The sequence below is a fragment of the Stenotrophomonas sp. VV52 genome (genome assembly GCF_002893095.1).
GTDB lineage: Bacteria > Pseudomonadota > Gammaproteobacteria > Xanthomonadales > Xanthomonadaceae > Stenotrophomonas > Stenotrophomonas aracearum.
Map to the genome: position 1 here is coordinate 129,780 of NZ_PKQQ01000001.1, position 14,706 is coordinate 144,485.

Consider the following 14,706-nt stretch of genomic DNA (forward strand, 5'->3'; position numbering starts at 1 on the left):
AGGGTGTCGAAGGTCATGGCCGAACACAAGCCGCCACCCCGTGACAGGTCTTCACGCGACTGCCACCGCAGGACAAGCGGCTGCGCGCCGGTGTATACAACCGTCCATGGGCACTTCCAACGCGCGTGGGTGGGATGCGGTCATCATTGGCGGCGGGCACAACGGCCTGGTCTGCGCGGCCTACCTGGCCCGGGCCGGGCGCCGCGTGCTGGTGCTGGAGCGGCGCGGGGTGGTCGGGGGCGCGGCGGTCACCGAGGAGTTCCATCCCGGTTTCCGCAATTCGGTCGCGTCCTATACGGTATCGCTGCTGCAGCCGCGCATCATCCAGGAGCTGGCGCTGGCCGAGCATGGCCTGCGCGTGGTTCCCCGCCGGATCAACAACTTCCTGCCGCTGCAGGGCGACTACCTGCTGGCCGGTGCCGGGCTGACCCGGTCCGAGGTCGCGCGTTTCTCCGCGCGCGACGCCGAGCGCCTGCCCGCGTTCGAGCGTCGCCTGGAAGCTTTTGCCGACGTGCTGCGCGACCTGGCCCTGCAGGCGCCGCCGAACGTGGGTGACGGCCATTGGCTGACCCAGCTGCCAGCACTGTGGCAGGCCGGTCAGCTCGGACGGCGACTGCACGGGTTGCCGCCGGCACTGCGTCAGGAGCTGCTGGACCTGTTCACCATTTCCGCTGCCGAGTACCTTGACCGCTGGTTCGACAGCGAGCCGGTCAAGGCGCTGTTAGGGTTCGACGGCATCGTCGGCAACTACGCCAGCCCGGAGGCGCCGGGTACCGCTTATGTAGTGCTGCACCACGCGTTTGGCGAGAGCAACGGCGTCAAGGGGGCCTGGGGCCACGCGATGGGTGGCATGGGCGCGATCACGCAGGCGATGGCGCGCGCTGCCATCGCCGCCGGTGCGGAGATTCGTACCGACTGCGGGGTGGCGCGGGTGCTGGTCGAACACGGCCGCGCGGTCGGGGTGGAAACGCTGCACGGCGAACGCATCCGCGCGCGTGCCGTGGTGGCCAACGTCAATCCCAAGCTGCTGTACGAGCAGCTGCTTGCGCCGGAGCAGGTGCCGATCGCCACGCGCGAACGCATGGCCAACTGGCGGTGCGCATCGGGCACCTTCCGCATGAACGTGGCGCTGTCCGCGCTGCCGTCATTCAGCGTATTGCCGGGGGCAGGGGACCACCTCACCGCCGGCATCATCATCGCGCCGAGCCTGGCGTACATGGAGCGCGCCTACACCGATGCCAGACAGTTCGGCTGGTCGCGCGAACCGATCGTGGAGCTGCTGATTCCCAGCACCCTGGACGACTCGCTGGCGCCGCCCGGACAGCATGTGGCCAGTCTGTTCTGCCAGCACGTGGCACCGGTGCTGCCGGGTGGGCGCAGCTGGGATGACCATCGCGAGGAGGTGGCGGATCTGATGATCGCCACCGTGGACCGGCACGCGCCGGGGTTTGCCGATCTGGTGCTGGGCCGTCAGGCGTTGAGTCCGCTGGATCTGGAGCGCACGTTCGGGCTGATCGGCGGCGATATCTTCCACGGTGCGCTGAGCCTCAACCAGCTGTTCAGTGCACGGCCGATGCTGGGGCAGGCGGATTATCGCGGGGCGCTGCCGGGGTTGTATCTGTGCGGGGCAGGCACGCACCCCGGTGGTGGCGTGACGGGGGCGCCCGGGCACAATGCGGCGAAGGTGATTCTCTCGGGCTGAAATGACATCGGCCACCCGAAGGTGGCCGATGTTGGGTCTGCGAGGACACGGGTACCAACCGGCGCCTTAAAGCCCGCCGCCGCCGCAACCCTTGCCGAGGTAGTCGTCGATCAGCCTGAGCTGGTCGCCCATGATCCCGCGGGTCCAGGCCGGGCCGTGCGCGTAGTCGGCGATGGCGTGGTACTCGACCGGCTGGCCGGAGTTCTTTGCCTTGGCCACGAACCATTCGGACTGTTCGATCGGCACGGTGCGGTCGCGGTCGCCGTGGTAGACCATCAGCGGGATCTTGATCTCGCCGGCCTTGTCCAGCGGGTTCAGGCCGGCCACGGTCTTGGCCTGGGCCTGGCGGAAGAACGGGTTGGTGTAGAACCGCGACCAGATCTTCTTGATGTCCGACACGCCGGCGCCGGCAATGGCGCACTTGTACAGGCCATTGGGACGCACCGACGCAGCGAACGCCGAGTAGCCGCCGTAGGAGAAGCCGAACATGGCGATGTGGCCGGGCTGGGCGATCTTCTGGTCGATCATCCACTGGGCGCCGTCGTCCTTGTCGTCCTGCATCTTCTGGCCCCACTCGGCGTCGCCGGCCATCCACAGCTTGCGGCTCCAGTCGGCCGAGCCACGGAACTGCGGGCGCAGCACGGCCATGCAGCGCGAGGCCATCAGGGGCACCCACATCGAACCGTCGAAGTCCATGCCGTCGCGTGCCCACGGGCCGCCATGTGGATGCACCACCGCCTTCCACGGGCCGGCACCGCACAGCTCGGTGTTCGGGGTGGTCAGGAATGCCGGGATGTCCAGCCCGTCGCGCGCCTTGTAATAGACCAGGCGGGTGCTGCCCAGTGCGGCGGGATCGAGCTTCGGGTAGGTGCGGGCCAACAGGGTGAGCTGGCCCTTGTTGAACAGGTAATAGGCCGGCGGATCGGCCGGGCCGGACACCGACACCAGGAAGGTCTTCAGGTTGGCACTGTAATCCAGCAGGCGGATCGCCTTGCCGGTGTCCAGCGCGGTGGTGGCCCGTTGACCCGTGGCCGGGTCGATCAACGTCACCTCGCTGGAGGTGATCTGCAGGGCCTGGCGCAGGCCCTGTTCAAGCGCCTTGAAGGTCGGGTCGGTCCACTGGATCTCATTCTGGCGCGGGCCGCTGTAGCCAACGCCGAGCAGCGCGCCAAACGGAACCCCGTCCACGCCCTTGTAGCGGTTCAGCACCACGCTGCCGGCGTTGAAGAACTTGTGCTCGAACAGCACTTCCTTCTGCCTTCGCGCGCTGATGTCGTATTCGTAGATGACGGTCTTGTCGCGACCGACGTTGCTCTGGATGAAGGCAATGTTCGGGTCTTCGGCGAAGCCGACCACCTGGGTGATGTCGCGGTCCTTCACGTACGAGCGGAAGTGCTCTTCCCAGGCATTGGTCGCCGGGTTGCGGAACTCGGTGGCGATGTAGGCGCCAGTGCCGTCCAGGTCCTGGCGCAGGCGCGCGCGCAGTTCGCTGTTGAGGTCGGTGACGTAGCCGGCCACGCGCTCTTCGGTCTTCTGGATGCGCTGCGCGCTGAAGGTGCGCAGGTTGACCTTGTACACGTCGCCGGAGTTGCTGCCCGAGCCGTTGATCACCAGGATGTTGTCCGGGTCGTTGGGCAGAGTGTCGAGCACGCTGGAATTGGACAGCGCCTGCTCGAGCTCTTCATTGCGGCTGGTGGCGCGCGGCGGGCTGATCGGCTCCTTCCACTGCTTGCCTTCGGTGTCGGTGATGAAGAACTTGCTGATGAAGGTCTTGTTGAGGCGGTCGGTGCGCAGGTCGAACGGCTGCCACAGGGTCACCGCGAGCAGGCCGTTCTTGATGAAGCTGACGCCCTGGAATTTCATGCGGCCGGCCCCGATCACGGTCGGCGCCGCGTCCAGCGCATCGGTCTTCCAGACCAGGATCACGCGGTCTTCGCCACGTGCCTGCAGGCCGGCGATCTGCTTGCCGTCGGGCGACAGGGACAGGCTGGAGACGTCGGGGAATGCGGCCATCTGTTCGATGGTCGGCACGGTCGGCCTGGCCAGCGCGGGCAGCGGGGACGCCAGTGCGATCGCCAGTGCGGCGAGGCCCAAGGATTTCAAACGCATCAACTACTCCTTCCTGGAACATTCGGTAGGCAAAAAAAAACCGCCGCCCGAAGCCGGGCGGCGGTCCTGTACTGCTATCAGAAGCTCTTGCTGATGTTCACGAAGTAGGTACGGCCGACGTAGTCATAGCCGCTGTACAGCGGGGCGTTGCCGACCCGGTTGTACGCACCCGACGAGATCACCGGCGGCTCTTCGTTACGCAGGTTGCGCACGCCAGCGATCACCGACCAGGTGTCGGCCTTGTACTCGGCCGACAGCGAGTGCAGGAAGTAGCTGGCCACGTCGAACTTGTAGACCGAGGTTGCCGGGTCCAGTTCGTAGTAGTCGTAGCTCTGCATCGCGTTGATCCACTCCAGGCCGTAGCGGACGCGCCACTTGTCCCAGCTGTAGACCACGTCCAGCGTGCCGGTCATGTCCGGGGTGTTGAGCATGCCGTTGTAGTCGATCAGCGGATCGTCCTGGAACAGCTTGTTGGACTGTTCGAGGAAGCGGGTGAGCTGGGCGGTGGCACGCAGGGCGCCCGGACCGATGTCGCGGGTGTAGCGCAGGGTGTAGTCCAGGCCGCGCACGTTGTCGTTGGCCAGGTTGACGTAGCTGTCATGCACGGTCAGCGCGTTGTTGACCGGGTTGCGCGCGTCCACCAGGCGGCAGAAGCCACCACCATCGCGGAAGTCCGGGCTGTTGTAGCACAGGTCCAGGATGTTGGCGCCACCGGCGCGCGAGACGCCGTTCTCGACCTTGATGTCGAAGTAGTCCACGGCCAGCGAGAAGTCGCCCCACGAGGCCGGGGTCTCCGGCTGCAGCACGATGCCACCGGTGAAGTTCTTCGAGGTTTCCGCCTTCAGGCCGCTTTCGGCGCCGCCGGCCTGGATGACCGCGACCGACTGGGTGGCCTGGAAGTCAGGTGCCAGGCCTTCCGAGGCGCAGTTGCGCGCCAGCGGGGTGCCCGGATCGTTGCCCCAGGTGTTGCAGGGGTCGACCTGGTTGCTCAGGAAGCCGCTGGTGGCGCCCAGGAACTGTTCGAACAGCGCCGGAGCGCGGTACGAGGTGCCGTAGGACGCACGGAACGACACCCAGCTGACCGGGGTCCACAGGCCGCCGATCTTGTAGGTCTGGTCCGAACCGTAGGAGTCGTAGTCGGTCCAACGCGCGGAGGCGTTGAAGGTCAGCTCCTCGGCACCGGTCACGCCCGACAGCACCGGCACTTCCAACTCGCCGAACACTTCCTTCACCGCGTCCTTGCCGCGGGTCGGGGTGGACGAGGTCAGGTTGTACAGGTTGTTGTTGATCGAATCGATCGACGGGGTGTCGTCGATCTTGGCGCGGCGGTACTCGGCACCGATGGCGGCCTGGACATCACCGTGCGGCAGCGAGAACAGCGGGCCGCTGAAGGAGATGTTGGCAGTGGTTTCGGTGTACAGGGTGTTGCCGGTGACCGGGCGGAACACGTAGTTCACCCAGTCGCGCGGCAGCTCGCCGCCGATCACGGCGCTGGTCAGGCGCGGTGCGGCAACGCAGCCATTGGACGGGTCCACGCAGCTGAAGCCACCGGCGCCGTTGGAGACCACGCGCAGGCTCTGGTTCAGGCGGTCGGTCAGGAACGACTGCATGGTGTAGTCGGCGTCCGAGCGCGCATGGCTCAGGTAGAAGTCGTAGTCCCAGGTGTCGCTGACGTGGCCACGCACGCCCGCGGTGCCCTTGAAGAAGTCGACCTTCTGCGAGCTCTTGTCGTTGCCGAAGCCGATGAAGGCGCGCACGCCCACGCCGCCGCCGAAGTTCGACGAAGCCAGGTTGGCCGGGATCAGCGGGCTGCCGCGCAGGTAGTCCAGCGACAGCTGGCGGTAACCGGTCTGTTCGGACTCACGGCGGCTGCCGAGCAGTTCGCCGTAGAACTCGGCGTCGCCCATGAAGCCCAGGTCGTAACCGCCCTGCAGGTAGGCGGTGTGGGTTTCGGCACCGGAGATCAGCGAACGGTTCAGGGTGCGCGGGTCGTAGGTGTCGCGGATGTTGCTGTTGGTGGTCTGGCCACCGCCCACGCCTTCAAAACCGACCAGGCCGGTGCTGACCGCCGAGTTCGGGCGCCAGCGGTTGAAGGTGGTGCCACGCGCGCCTGCGGCGGCAACGCCGGTCAGGTTCTGGGTACCGATGGTGTTGATGGTGACGCCGTTGGAGCCGGTGCCGGTGATCGGGTAGCACTTCGGCTGGCCGGTCAGCGGGTCGATGGTGTCGGCACCACCCCAGCCGCCGCCGGTGGGCAGGCGACGGTAGTCCGTGTTGCAGCGGGTCCATTCGCGGTCGTTGAGGGTCAGCGCGTCGCGGTTGTAGTACTCGTACGAGCCGGAGATGTGGCCCGAGGAACCGGTCTTGCCGGCCACGATCGCGTAGCGGCGCTCTTCACCGCCACCACCGTCGGTGGCGGTCTGGCGCGCTTCGAAGGTGACGCCGTCGATCTTGCTCTTGGTGATGATGTTGATGACGCCGGCAACCGCGTCGGAGCCGTAGATCGACGAGGCGCCGTCCTTCAGCACTTCCACGCGGTCGACGATGGCGTCGGGCAGCACGTTCAGGTCGGTGGCGCCGACCGAACCGCGCGAGCCGGCCGGTGCGATGCGGCGGCCGTTCATCAGGATCAGGGTGCGGGTCGGACCCAGGCCACGCAGGCCCACGGTGTTGGCGCCCGGGCCGCCGTTGGTGACGTAGCCGCCGTACGCGTTGTTGATCTGCGCGGCACCGGCGGTGACGGCGGTGCTCTGCAGCACGCCGGCGGTCGACTGGAAGCCGGCCAGGGTGGTTTCTTCGCGGGTGATGACCTGGACCGGCGAGACCGAGTTGAACACGTCACGGCTGATGCGCGAACCGGTAACGGTCACGGCTTCCAGATTGGTGGCCTTGGCCTTGGCCGCTTCTTCAGCGGTCTGGGTCGAGCTGGCGCTGTCCTGCGCATAAGCGGAAGCGGACGCTCCCAGCACCAGCACGCTGGCCAGTGCGAAGCTCAGCGGGTTACGGCTGAGCGACTTGCGATTCATCATCTGTGGATCCCCTTGGAACGGATGTGTCGTCAAAACCCCGGTGACTGCGACCTGCGGCGCCGAGGTGGCGGGCGGTCTGCGATGGGTGTCTTGCCCCTGAATATCAGCTTCACGCGCTGATGACTTGAAGTTAACACACCCTTAACGCGGCCTGTCAACTGTTCATCAGGAAGTCATAAAGACAGGATAGGCAAATGAAAGATTTCATTCTCATTTGCAATGCAACTACCTGTTTATGAAAGACCTTCTATTGGTTTTGCCTGAAACCAATTTTTCAATACTGTGACGTATGCACGGTTTAGTTTTTGGCCGGATGCGCCATCCGAATCCGTAGATGTCTGCTTGATGACCGGTCGGGGCGCTACAGGACAGGCCTCGGACAACGCAGGACAGTCCTCCGCGCCCGTCGGTCGGCTGCTCTATCATGGGCGGCTTCCCGCAATGCTTTTCCGGAGTGCCCGCAGTGAGTGCCAGCCCGTCTCGACGTCCCCATGCCAGCCAGGTGCAGAAGGGGCTGTCCCTTCATCCGCGCGTCCGCAACGTGATCGCGGTCGGGTCGGGCAAGGGCGGGGTGGGCAAGTCCACCACGGCGGTGAACCTGGCGGTGGCGCTGGCAAAGCTCGGGGCCCGGGTCGGCCTGCTGGACGCGGACATCTACGGCCCCAGCGTGCCGATGATGCTGGGCCTGAGCGGCCGTCCGGAAAGCCCGGACAACAAGTCGATCGAGCCGCTGCGTGCGTTCGGGGTGGAGACCATGTCGATCGGCTACCTGATCGAGGACGAGACACCGATGATCTGGCGCGGCCCCATGGCGACCTCGGCCATGACCCAGTTCTTCAACGACACCCTGTGGGACGACCTGGACTATCTGCTGATCGACCTGCCGCCGGGCACCGGCGACATCCAGCTGACCCTGACCCAGAAGATTCCGCTGGCCGGCGCGGTGATCGTCACCACCCCGCAGGACATCGCCACGCTGGATGCGAAGAAGGCGCTGAAGATGTTCGAAAAGGTGGAAGTGCCGGTGCTGGGCATCGTCGAGAACATGGCCGTGCATACCTGCAGCAACTGCGGCCAGGTCGAGCACCTGTTCGGCGACGGCGGTGGCGAGCGCATGGCCGCGCAGTACGGCGTGCCGCTGCTGGGCTCGCTGCCGCTGGACATCGGCATCCGCGAACAGGGCGATGTCGGCACCCCGATCACCGCCGCCGCGCCGGACTCCCCGGCCGCGCAGGCCTACCTGCGTGCCGCGCAGCGGCTGGTGGAAGAGGTGGCCAAGCGCCCGCGCGCCAGCATCCCGATCCTGTCCTCGCTGCTCTGAGCTGTTTAGAATCAGTGCCCACCGCGCCCCACACCCAGGACCCCCATGAGCATCAAGAGTGACCGCTGGATCCGCCGCATGTCCGAACAGCACGGCATGATCGAGCCGTTCGAAGCGGGCCAGGTCAAGCAGGCCAACGGCCAGCGCATCGTCAGCTACGGCACCTCCAGCTACGGCTACGACGTGCGCTGCTCGCGCGAGTTCAAGGTGTTCACCAACATCAACTCCACGATCGTCGACCCCAAGCACTTCGACCCGGGCAGCTTCGTGGACATCGTCGGCGACGAATGCATCATTCCGCCGAACAGCTTTGCGCTGGCGCGCACCGTGGAGTATTTCCGCATTCCGCGCGACACCCTGGTGGTCTGCCTGGGCAAGAGCACCTACGCGCGCTGCGGGATCATCGTCAACGTGACCCCGCTGGAGCCGGAGTGGGAAGGCCACGTCACCCTGGAATTCAGCAACACCACGCCGCTGCCGGCGCGCATCTACGCCAACGAAGGCGTGGCCCAGATGCTGTTCTTCCAGGCCGACAGCGACGACGTCTGCGAGACCTCGTACAAGGACCGCGGTGGCAAGTACCAGGGCCAGACCGGCGTGACCCTGCCGCGCACCTGATGTAGCGCCGGGCTCTGCCCGGCTGACGCAAACAAAAAAAGCGCGGATCGCTCCGCGCTTTTTTGTGTCCGCCGAACGCGTTATTTCCCGCGACCGAACAACAGCCCGATCCCCACCGCCACCAGGATCACCGGCCACCAGGTAAGGATCAGGCGACCGAGGTTCATGTTGGTCCAGCCCAGGTTGCTGGCCAGCAGGAACAGGCCGACGAGGATCAGGACGATGGCAGCGACGAGGTTGGAGCGCATCAGGGGCAGGGTCCGCTTAGGGCTGGGGCGAATATCCTAGCCGTTCCTTCCACATCGCGACATGCTCTTTGAGCACCGCGTCGTCGAACTTGCGCGGCTGGCCGTTGCCCCACACCGGGCCCGGCCACAGCGGATCGCCGTTATGCCGACCGACCACATGGAAATGCAGCTGCGGCACGATGTTGCCGAGCGTGGCGATGTTGATCTTCTCGACCCCGTCGGTGCCCTTGAGGGCCCGGCTGGCGCGGGACAGTTCAATGCGCAGTTTGTCCTGCTGGTCGCCGCTCAGCTCCATCCATTCGGTGATGCCGGTCACGCGCGGCACCAGCACCAGCCAGGGGAAACGTTCGTCGTTCATCAACCGCACTTGCGACAGCGGGCCTTCGTCCACCAGTACGCTGTTGGCGGCCAGGCGTGAATCCAGTTCAAAATCGCTCATCCAAGATGCTCCGAAAAGAAGTCCAGGGTGCGTTGCAGCGCCAGGGCGGCGCTGTCTGGATCATACGCGTGTCCGACGCTGCGATTGAAGGCGTGGTCGGCCGGGTAGACGAAGGTGGCCATCTGCGGCAGCTTTTCGCGGTGGGCCTGGACGGCTTCGGGCGGAATGCTCTTGTCCTGGGCGCCGAAGTGGAACATGACCGGGGCCTTGGCCGGCTCATCCAGGAACTGTGTGTTGCGCGCGCCGTAGTAGCTGACCGAGGGCAGGCCCAGGCGCAGGGCCGCGAGCAGGGCAACGCTGCCGCCCCAGCAGTAGCCCACCGTGCCGACCTTGCCGGACGGGGCCAGCCGCGAAGCGGCCGCGCGGACCACCTCCAGCGCCTTTTCCATGCCCAGTGCGGTGACATGCGCCAGGCCCTGCTTCACGCCGTCCGGGTCGTAGGGCAGGGCGTCGGGATCGGCCCCGGTGCCGTCCAGCAGGTCGAAGAACGAGGGCGCCAGCACCGCATAGCCTTCGGCGGCGAAGCCCTCGGCCACCTCGCGGATGTGCGCGTTGGCGCCGAAAATCTCCTGGATGACCACCAGGCCCCCGCGCGGCTTGCCATCCGGCAGGGCCTGCCAGGCCCGGACCGGACCATGATGCGTATCGAACGTAACCCACTCACCCATTGCCGGACTCCGATTGGTTCAGGCGTTCATTATCGGGCCCGGCCGGGTTAGCGGGGCGTCGCGGCCATGCACGCCTTGGCGGTTGGCCTTGCCCGGACAGTCGATGCATTCAGGGCCGAGGCCCCAACGCCGGTATACTTGCCGCCGTTTCCGGCCCCAGGTCCCCACGCCATTCCGGCATGGGCCCAGGCCCCCAGAGTCCCGCGATCCATGTCCCAGCTGAACCCCAAAGTCGGCTTCGTCAGCCTTGGCTGCCCGAAGGCCCTTGTCGATTCCGAGCGCATCCTCACCCAGCTGCGGGCCGAGGGCTACGACATCGTTCCCTCCTACGATTCGGCCGACGTGGTGGTGGTCAACACCTGCGGCTTCATCGATTCGGCGGTGACAGAGTCGCTGGACGCCATCGGCGAGGCGATGAACGCCAACGGCAAGGTGATCGTCACCGGCTGCCTGGGCAAGCGCCCGGAAGAGATCCGCAAGGCCTATCCGGACGTGCTGGCGGTGTCCGGTCCGCAGGACTACACCAGCGTGATGGAGGCGGTGCATGCCGCGCTGCCGCCCAAGCACGACCCGTTCGTGGACCTGGTTCCGGACTACGGCATCAAGCTGACCCCGCGTCACTATGCCTATCTGAAGATTTCCGAAGGCTGCAACCACCATTGCAGCTTCTGCATCATTCCCTCGATGCGCGGCAAGCTGGTCTCGCGCCCGGTGGACGAGGTGCTGCGCGAAGCCGAGCGGCTGGTGCGCGGCGGGGTCAAGGAGCTGCTGGTGGTCTCGCAGGACACCTCGGCCTACGGCGTGGACGTGAAGTACGCCGAGCGCATGTGGCGCGACAAGGCCTACCAGACCCGCATGAAGTCGCTGTGCGAAGGGCTGTCCGAACTGGATGCCTGGACCCGCATGCACTACGTGTACCCGTATCCGCACGTGGACGACGTGGTGCCGCTGATGGCAGAGAACCGGATCCTGCCGTACCTGGACATTCCGTTCCAGCACGCCAGCCCGCGCATCCTGAAGCTGATGAAGCGCCCGGGCGCGGTCGACAAGACCCTCGAGCGCGTGCAGCGCTGGCGCCAGCTGTGCCCGGACATCACCGTGCGCTCGACCTTCATCGTTGGCTTCCCCGGCGAAACCGAGGCCGAGTTCGAAGAGCTGCTGTCGTTCCTGGACGAGGCGCAGCTGGACCGCGTGGGTGCCTTCGCCTACTCGCCGGTGACCGGTGCCACCGCCAACGACCTGCCCGGCGCGGTGCCGGAAGAAGTGAAGCAGGAGCGCCTGGCGCGCTTCATGGCCCGCCAGGCGGAGATTTCCGCCGCGCGACTGGAGGCGAAGATCGGCACGGTGCAGCAGTGCCTGGTCGATGCGATTGAAGACGGCATCGCCGTGGCCCGCTCCAAGGCCGATGCGCCGGAGATCGACGGCCTGGTGCACATCCAGAACGCCGACGAGGCGAAGCTGCGAGTGGGCCAGTTCGTGAATGTGGAGATCACCGAGAGCGACGACCACGACCTTTACGGCGATGCGCTGATCGAGGCGAACGCCGTGGGCCGTCAGCTCGACCTCAAGGTGTTGTGATCGACGCGGCCGCCCCTGCGGCGGCCGGAGCCGGCGCCGAGCCTGAAAAAGTGGCTGCGGCGCGGCGACGTTTTGTTGCACCCGCGCGCGATGAAGTTGATCGCGGGTGCTTCACGCATGCGCTGTTCGCCGGCATGGCGGAGTACCACGACCTGTTGGTTGCCGATGCGTGGCCGACCGTGTTGGCGCTTGATGAGCGCCTTGCGCTGGCAGGCAAGCGGCTGGTGGCGCAGGACGAGAGCCTGCTGGCCGACGGCCAGCACTACGAACAGCGCATCGCACTGGGGCGTATTGCTACGCGTGCCGAGAACTGGCACGACCTGTTCAACGCGCTGGTCTGGGCGCGCTACCCGGCAATCAAACAGGCGCTCAATGCGCGGCAGTGCGAGCGTATCCAGGCCAATGGGCCGAACGTGCGCGACCGCGCCCAGGCGGCGCTGACCCAGTTCGACGAAACCGGCGTGATCGTGCGGGTGGAGGATCCAGCGCTTGTAAGTGCCTGGGACCGGCATGACTGGCGGGCGTTGTTCGTGGATGCCGAAGCTGCCTGGCAGGACGGACGCATCGCCGTGGCGGCGGTCATCGGCCACGCCTTGATGGAACAGGCACTGCTGCCCGGCCGTCTGCTGGTCGGCAAATGCGTAGTAGTGCAGGGAAGTGACGATGCGCTGGCGGTGCAGCAGGTTGCAAAGGCCACCACGCGTGGGGACCTGCTCCGCGATCCGTTGGAGTTGCGGCCGTTGCCGTTGATGGGTATCCCGGGGTGGGAGGTTCGGCAGGATGAGGCGTTTTATGCGCAGGACGCGTATTTCCGGCCATTGCGGGAGGGTAGGAAGTACCCGTCGATTCAATCTGCGCGGTAATCCACCGCCACCACCGCAAACCCGGTCCGCCCGCTCGGCAGCTCCACCTCGAACTCATCATCCACGCGCTTCTTCAACAACGCGCGCGCCAGCGGCGAATCGATGCTGATCCAGCCGGCACCGGCATCGGTTTCGTCCGGCCCCACGATCCGGTAGCGGCTCACATCGCCGCTGTCCACGTTCTCCAGCTCCACCCATGCACCGAAGAACACCGCCTGCGGATCGGTCGGCACGGTGTCGACCACGCGCAGCGATTCCAGCCGCTTGGTCAGGTAACGCACGCGACGGTCGATCTCGCCCAGCTGCTTCTTGCGGTAGGTGTACTCGGCATTTTCCGAGCGATCACCCTCAGCCGCCGCAGCGGCCAGCGCTTTCACCACCTCCGGCCGCCGCACCCGCCACAGCTCGTCCAGCTCGGCCTTCAGGCGCTGGTGCCCCTGCGCGGTGATCAGCGCCGTACTTTTTTCCGCCGGCGGACGCCAACGCGACATCAGCGCTTGCCGCCGAAGATGCCGCCCAGGATCCCGCGCACGATCTGGTTGCCCAGCTTGGTGCCCACCGTCCGGGTGGTCTGCTTGGCCATCGTCTCGATCATGCCCTGGCGCCGCTTGGTGCCGAAGATCGCATCCTTGATCGACTGCCCGAAGCCACCTTCCTGTTCCTCGTCCTGCTGCCGCGTGCGTGCCTTCGGTGCATCGGCCTGTTCCACCGCCTTGGCCGCGCGCTGGGCCAGCAGCTCGGCGGCCGATTCGCGGTTCACTGCGGTGTCGTAGCGAGTGCCGACCGGGCTGCCCGCACGCACCTGGGCACGTTCGGCGTCGGTAATGGCGCCCATGCGGCAGCGCGGCGGCGCGATCCGGGTCTGCTGCACCGGCGAGGGAATGCCCTTGTCCTGCAGGGTGGACACCAGCGCTTCGCCGGTGCCCAGCTGCGACAGCGCTGCCACCACGTCGAGCTTCGGGTTGGGCACGAAGGTCTCCGCCGCGATCTTCACCGCCTTCTGGTCGCGCGGCGTAAACGCACGCAGCGCATGCTGCACGCGGTTGCCCAGCTGGCCCAGGATATTGGCCGGTACGTCATCGGGGAACTGCGAGCAGAAGTACACGCCCACGCCCTTGGAGCGGATCAGTCGCACCACCTGCTCGATCCGCTGCACCAGCGCGGCCGGAGCGTCGTCGAACAGCAGGTGCGCTTCGTCGAAGATGAAGACCAGCTTGGGCTTCTCCAGGTCGCCCACTTCCGGCAGCGTCTCGAACAGCTCCGAGAGCAGCCACAGCAGGAAGGTCGAATACAGGCGCGGCTTCAGCACCAGCTGGTCGGCGGCCAGGATTCCGATCACGCCGCGACCGTCATGGTTGACCCGCATCAGGTCGGCCAGCTCCAGCGCCGGCTCGCCGAAGAACGACTCGCCGCCATCCTGCGCCAGGCGCAGCAGCGCACGCTGGATCGCCGCCACGGTCTGCGCGCTCACCAGCCCGTACTCGGTGGAGATGTCCTTGCGCTCGTCGGCGACCAGGCCGAGCAGGGCGCGCAGGTCGTCCAGGTCGAGCAGCAGCAGGCCACGGTCGTCGGCCAGTTTGAACACGATGTCCAGGACCCCGGCCTGGGTGTCGTTGAGCTCCAGGATGCGCGCCAGCAGGGTCGGGCCCATTTCGCTGACGGTGGTGCGTACCGGGTGGCCGAGCTTGCCGTACAGGTCCCAGAAGAGGGTCGGGCTGCCGGCCGGCGCGTAGTCGGCCACGCCGATCTCCTGCGCACGCTGCAGCAGCGCCTCGGTCCCCGTGCCGGGCACCGCCAGGCCGGAGACGTCGCCCTTCACATCAGCCAGGAACACCGGCACGCCGATCCGCGAGAATCCTTCGGCCAGGGTCATCAGGGTGACCGTCTTGCCGGTACCGGTGGCACCGGCCACCAGGCCATGCCGGTTGCCCAGCTTCGGCAGCAGGGTCACGGGGATGTCGTCGGTGATGCCTTTGCCGAGCAGGATCGGATCCATGGTCAACTCCCTGAGTGGACGGCCTGTGTGAATGGGGAGGATTCTAAACCCGAGCGGGTGCAGGCGGGCTGACCGGGTTGCCCCGGTACAAGCGGCACGGCTACTCTGCCCTGTCTTTCGCCCACAGTGCCAAAA

General features: G+C 66.4%; 12 protein-coding genes. 5 read left to right on the plus strand and 7 right to left on the minus strand.

What is annotated here, in order from left to right:
- Nucleotides 1-106: 106 nt before the first annotated feature.
- Nucleotides 107-1,702, plus strand: a complete 1,596-nt coding sequence (locus C2U58_RS03070; protein ID WP_102944497.1) for an NAD(P)/FAD-dependent oxidoreductase — start codon at nt 107-109, stop codon at nt 1,700-1,702.
- A 66-nt stretch (nt 1,703-1,768) separates the two neighbouring features.
- Here C2U58_RS03070 and C2U58_RS03075 read toward each other — a convergent pair whose 3' ends face one another.
- Together C2U58_RS03075 and C2U58_RS03080 are read right to left on the minus strand one after the other, a co-directional pair.
- Nucleotides 1,769-3,811: a prolyl oligopeptidase family serine peptidase gene (locus C2U58_RS03075; RefSeq protein WP_102944498.1), complete on the minus strand. Its 2,043-nt coding sequence runs from the start codon at nt 3,809-3,811 to the stop codon at nt 1,769-1,771.
- A gap of 77 nt (nt 3,812-3,888) precedes the next feature.
- Nucleotides 3,889-6,840, minus strand: a complete 2,952-nt coding sequence (locus C2U58_RS03080) for a TonB-dependent receptor (RefSeq protein ID WP_102944499.1) — start codon at nt 6,838-6,840, stop codon at nt 3,889-3,891.
- A gap of 424 nt (nt 6,841-7,264) precedes the next feature.
- On the opposite strand from C2U58_RS03080, the gene apbC reads away from it, so the two are divergent.
- The gene (gene apbC, locus C2U58_RS03085; RefSeq protein WP_070207642.1) at nt 7,265-8,161 is read left to right on the plus strand and encodes an iron-sulfur cluster carrier protein ApbC; all 897 of its coding nucleotides are present in this window, start codon (nt 7,265-7,267) and stop codon (nt 8,159-8,161) included.
- A 45-nt stretch (nt 8,162-8,206) separates the two neighbouring features.
- Nucleotides 8,207-8,779, plus strand: coding sequence for a dCTP deaminase (gene dcd, locus C2U58_RS03090; RefSeq protein ID WP_070207643.1), 573 nt, complete (start codon nt 8,207-8,209; stop codon nt 8,777-8,779).
- A gap of 80 nt (nt 8,780-8,859) precedes the next feature.
- Here dcd and C2U58_RS20005 read toward each other — a convergent pair whose 3' ends face one another.
- The 3 genes from C2U58_RS20005 to C2U58_RS03100 are packed head-to-tail and all read right to left on the minus strand — an operon-like array spanning nt 8,860 to nt 10,134.
- Nucleotides 8,860-9,027 (minus strand): DUF5668 domain-containing protein, encoded by a 168-nt coding sequence (locus C2U58_RS20005; protein WP_093533394.1) that lies wholly within the window; start codon nt 9,025-9,027, stop codon nt 8,860-8,862.
- 16 nt (nt 9,028-9,043) lie between these two features.
- On the minus strand, nt 9,044-9,466 hold the full coding sequence (locus C2U58_RS03095; protein WP_102944501.1) for an HIT family protein: 423 nt from the start codon (nt 9,464-9,466) through the stop codon (nt 9,044-9,046).
- Nucleotides 9,463-10,134, minus strand: a complete 672-nt coding sequence (locus C2U58_RS03100; RefSeq protein WP_102944502.1) for a dienelactone hydrolase family protein — start codon at nt 10,132-10,134, stop codon at nt 9,463-9,465. The genes C2U58_RS03095 and C2U58_RS03100 overlap by 4 nt, the downstream gene beginning before the upstream one ends.
- Before the next feature lie 210 nt (nt 10,135-10,344).
- Between C2U58_RS03100 and rimO the strand changes: the two genes are divergently transcribed.
- Complete coding sequence (gene rimO, locus C2U58_RS03105; RefSeq protein WP_070207647.1) at nt 10,345-11,712, plus strand: 30S ribosomal protein S12 methylthiotransferase RimO; 1,368 nt, start codon at nt 10,345-10,347, stop codon at nt 11,710-11,712.
- A 50-nt stretch (nt 11,713-11,762) separates the two neighbouring features.
- A complete protein-coding gene (locus C2U58_RS03110; RefSeq protein ID WP_253256664.1) occupies nt 11,763-12,575 on the plus strand; it encodes a DUF3025 domain-containing protein in 813 nt (270 codons plus the stop codon).
- Here C2U58_RS03110 and greB read toward each other — a convergent pair.
- Both greB and C2U58_RS03120 read right to left on the minus strand, forming a co-directional pair.
- Nucleotides 12,560-13,066, minus strand: coding sequence for a transcription elongation factor GreB (gene greB, locus C2U58_RS03115; RefSeq protein ID WP_102944504.1), 507 nt, complete (start codon nt 13,064-13,066; stop codon nt 12,560-12,562). The two genes, C2U58_RS03110 and greB, sit on opposite strands and share 16 nt — an antisense overlap.
- The gene (locus C2U58_RS03120) at nt 13,066-14,571 is read right to left on the minus strand and encodes a helicase HerA-like domain-containing protein (RefSeq protein WP_102944505.1); all 1,506 of its coding nucleotides are present in this window, start codon (nt 14,569-14,571) and stop codon (nt 13,066-13,068) included. The genes greB and C2U58_RS03120 overlap by 1 nt, the downstream gene beginning before the upstream one ends.
- Nucleotides 14,572-14,706 lie beyond the last annotated feature (135 nt).

Coding starts and splice junctions, on each gene's coding strand:
- C2U58_RS03100 (WP_102944502.1), bottom strand. CDS start 10,134: ATGGGTGAGTGGGTTACGTTCGATACGCATCATGGTCCGGTCCGGGCC.
- C2U58_RS03070 (WP_102944497.1), top strand. CDS start 107: ATGGGCACTTCCAACGCGCGTGGGTGGGATGCGGTCATCATTGGCGGC.
- C2U58_RS20005 (WP_093533394.1), bottom strand. CDS start 9,027: ATGCGCTCCAACCTCGTCGCTGCCATCGTCCTGATCCTCGTCGGCCTG.
- rimO (WP_070207647.1), top strand. CDS start 10,345: ATGTCCCAGCTGAACCCCAAAGTCGGCTTCGTCAGCCTTGGCTGCCCG.
- apbC (WP_070207642.1), top strand. CDS start 7,265: ATGGGCGGCTTCCCGCAATGCTTTTCCGGAGTGCCCGCAGTGAGTGCC.
- dcd (WP_070207643.1), top strand. CDS start 8,207: ATGAGCATCAAGAGTGACCGCTGGATCCGCCGCATGTCCGAACAGCAC.
- C2U58_RS03095 (WP_102944501.1), bottom strand. CDS start 9,466: ATGAGCGATTTTGAACTGGATTCACGCCTGGCCGCCAACAGCGTACTG.
- greB (WP_102944504.1), bottom strand. CDS start 13,066: ATGTCGCGTTGGCGTCCGCCGGCGGAAAAAAGTACGGCGCTGATCACC.
- C2U58_RS03080 (WP_102944499.1), bottom strand. CDS start 6,840: ATGATGAATCGCAAGTCGCTCAGCCGTAACCCGCTGAGCTTCGCACTG.
- C2U58_RS03075 (WP_102944498.1), bottom strand. CDS start 3,811: ATGCGTTTGAAATCCTTGGGCCTCGCCGCACTGGCGATCGCACTGGCG.
- C2U58_RS03120 (WP_102944505.1), bottom strand. CDS start 14,571: ATGGATCCGATCCTGCTCGGCAAAGGCATCACCGACGACATCCCCGTG.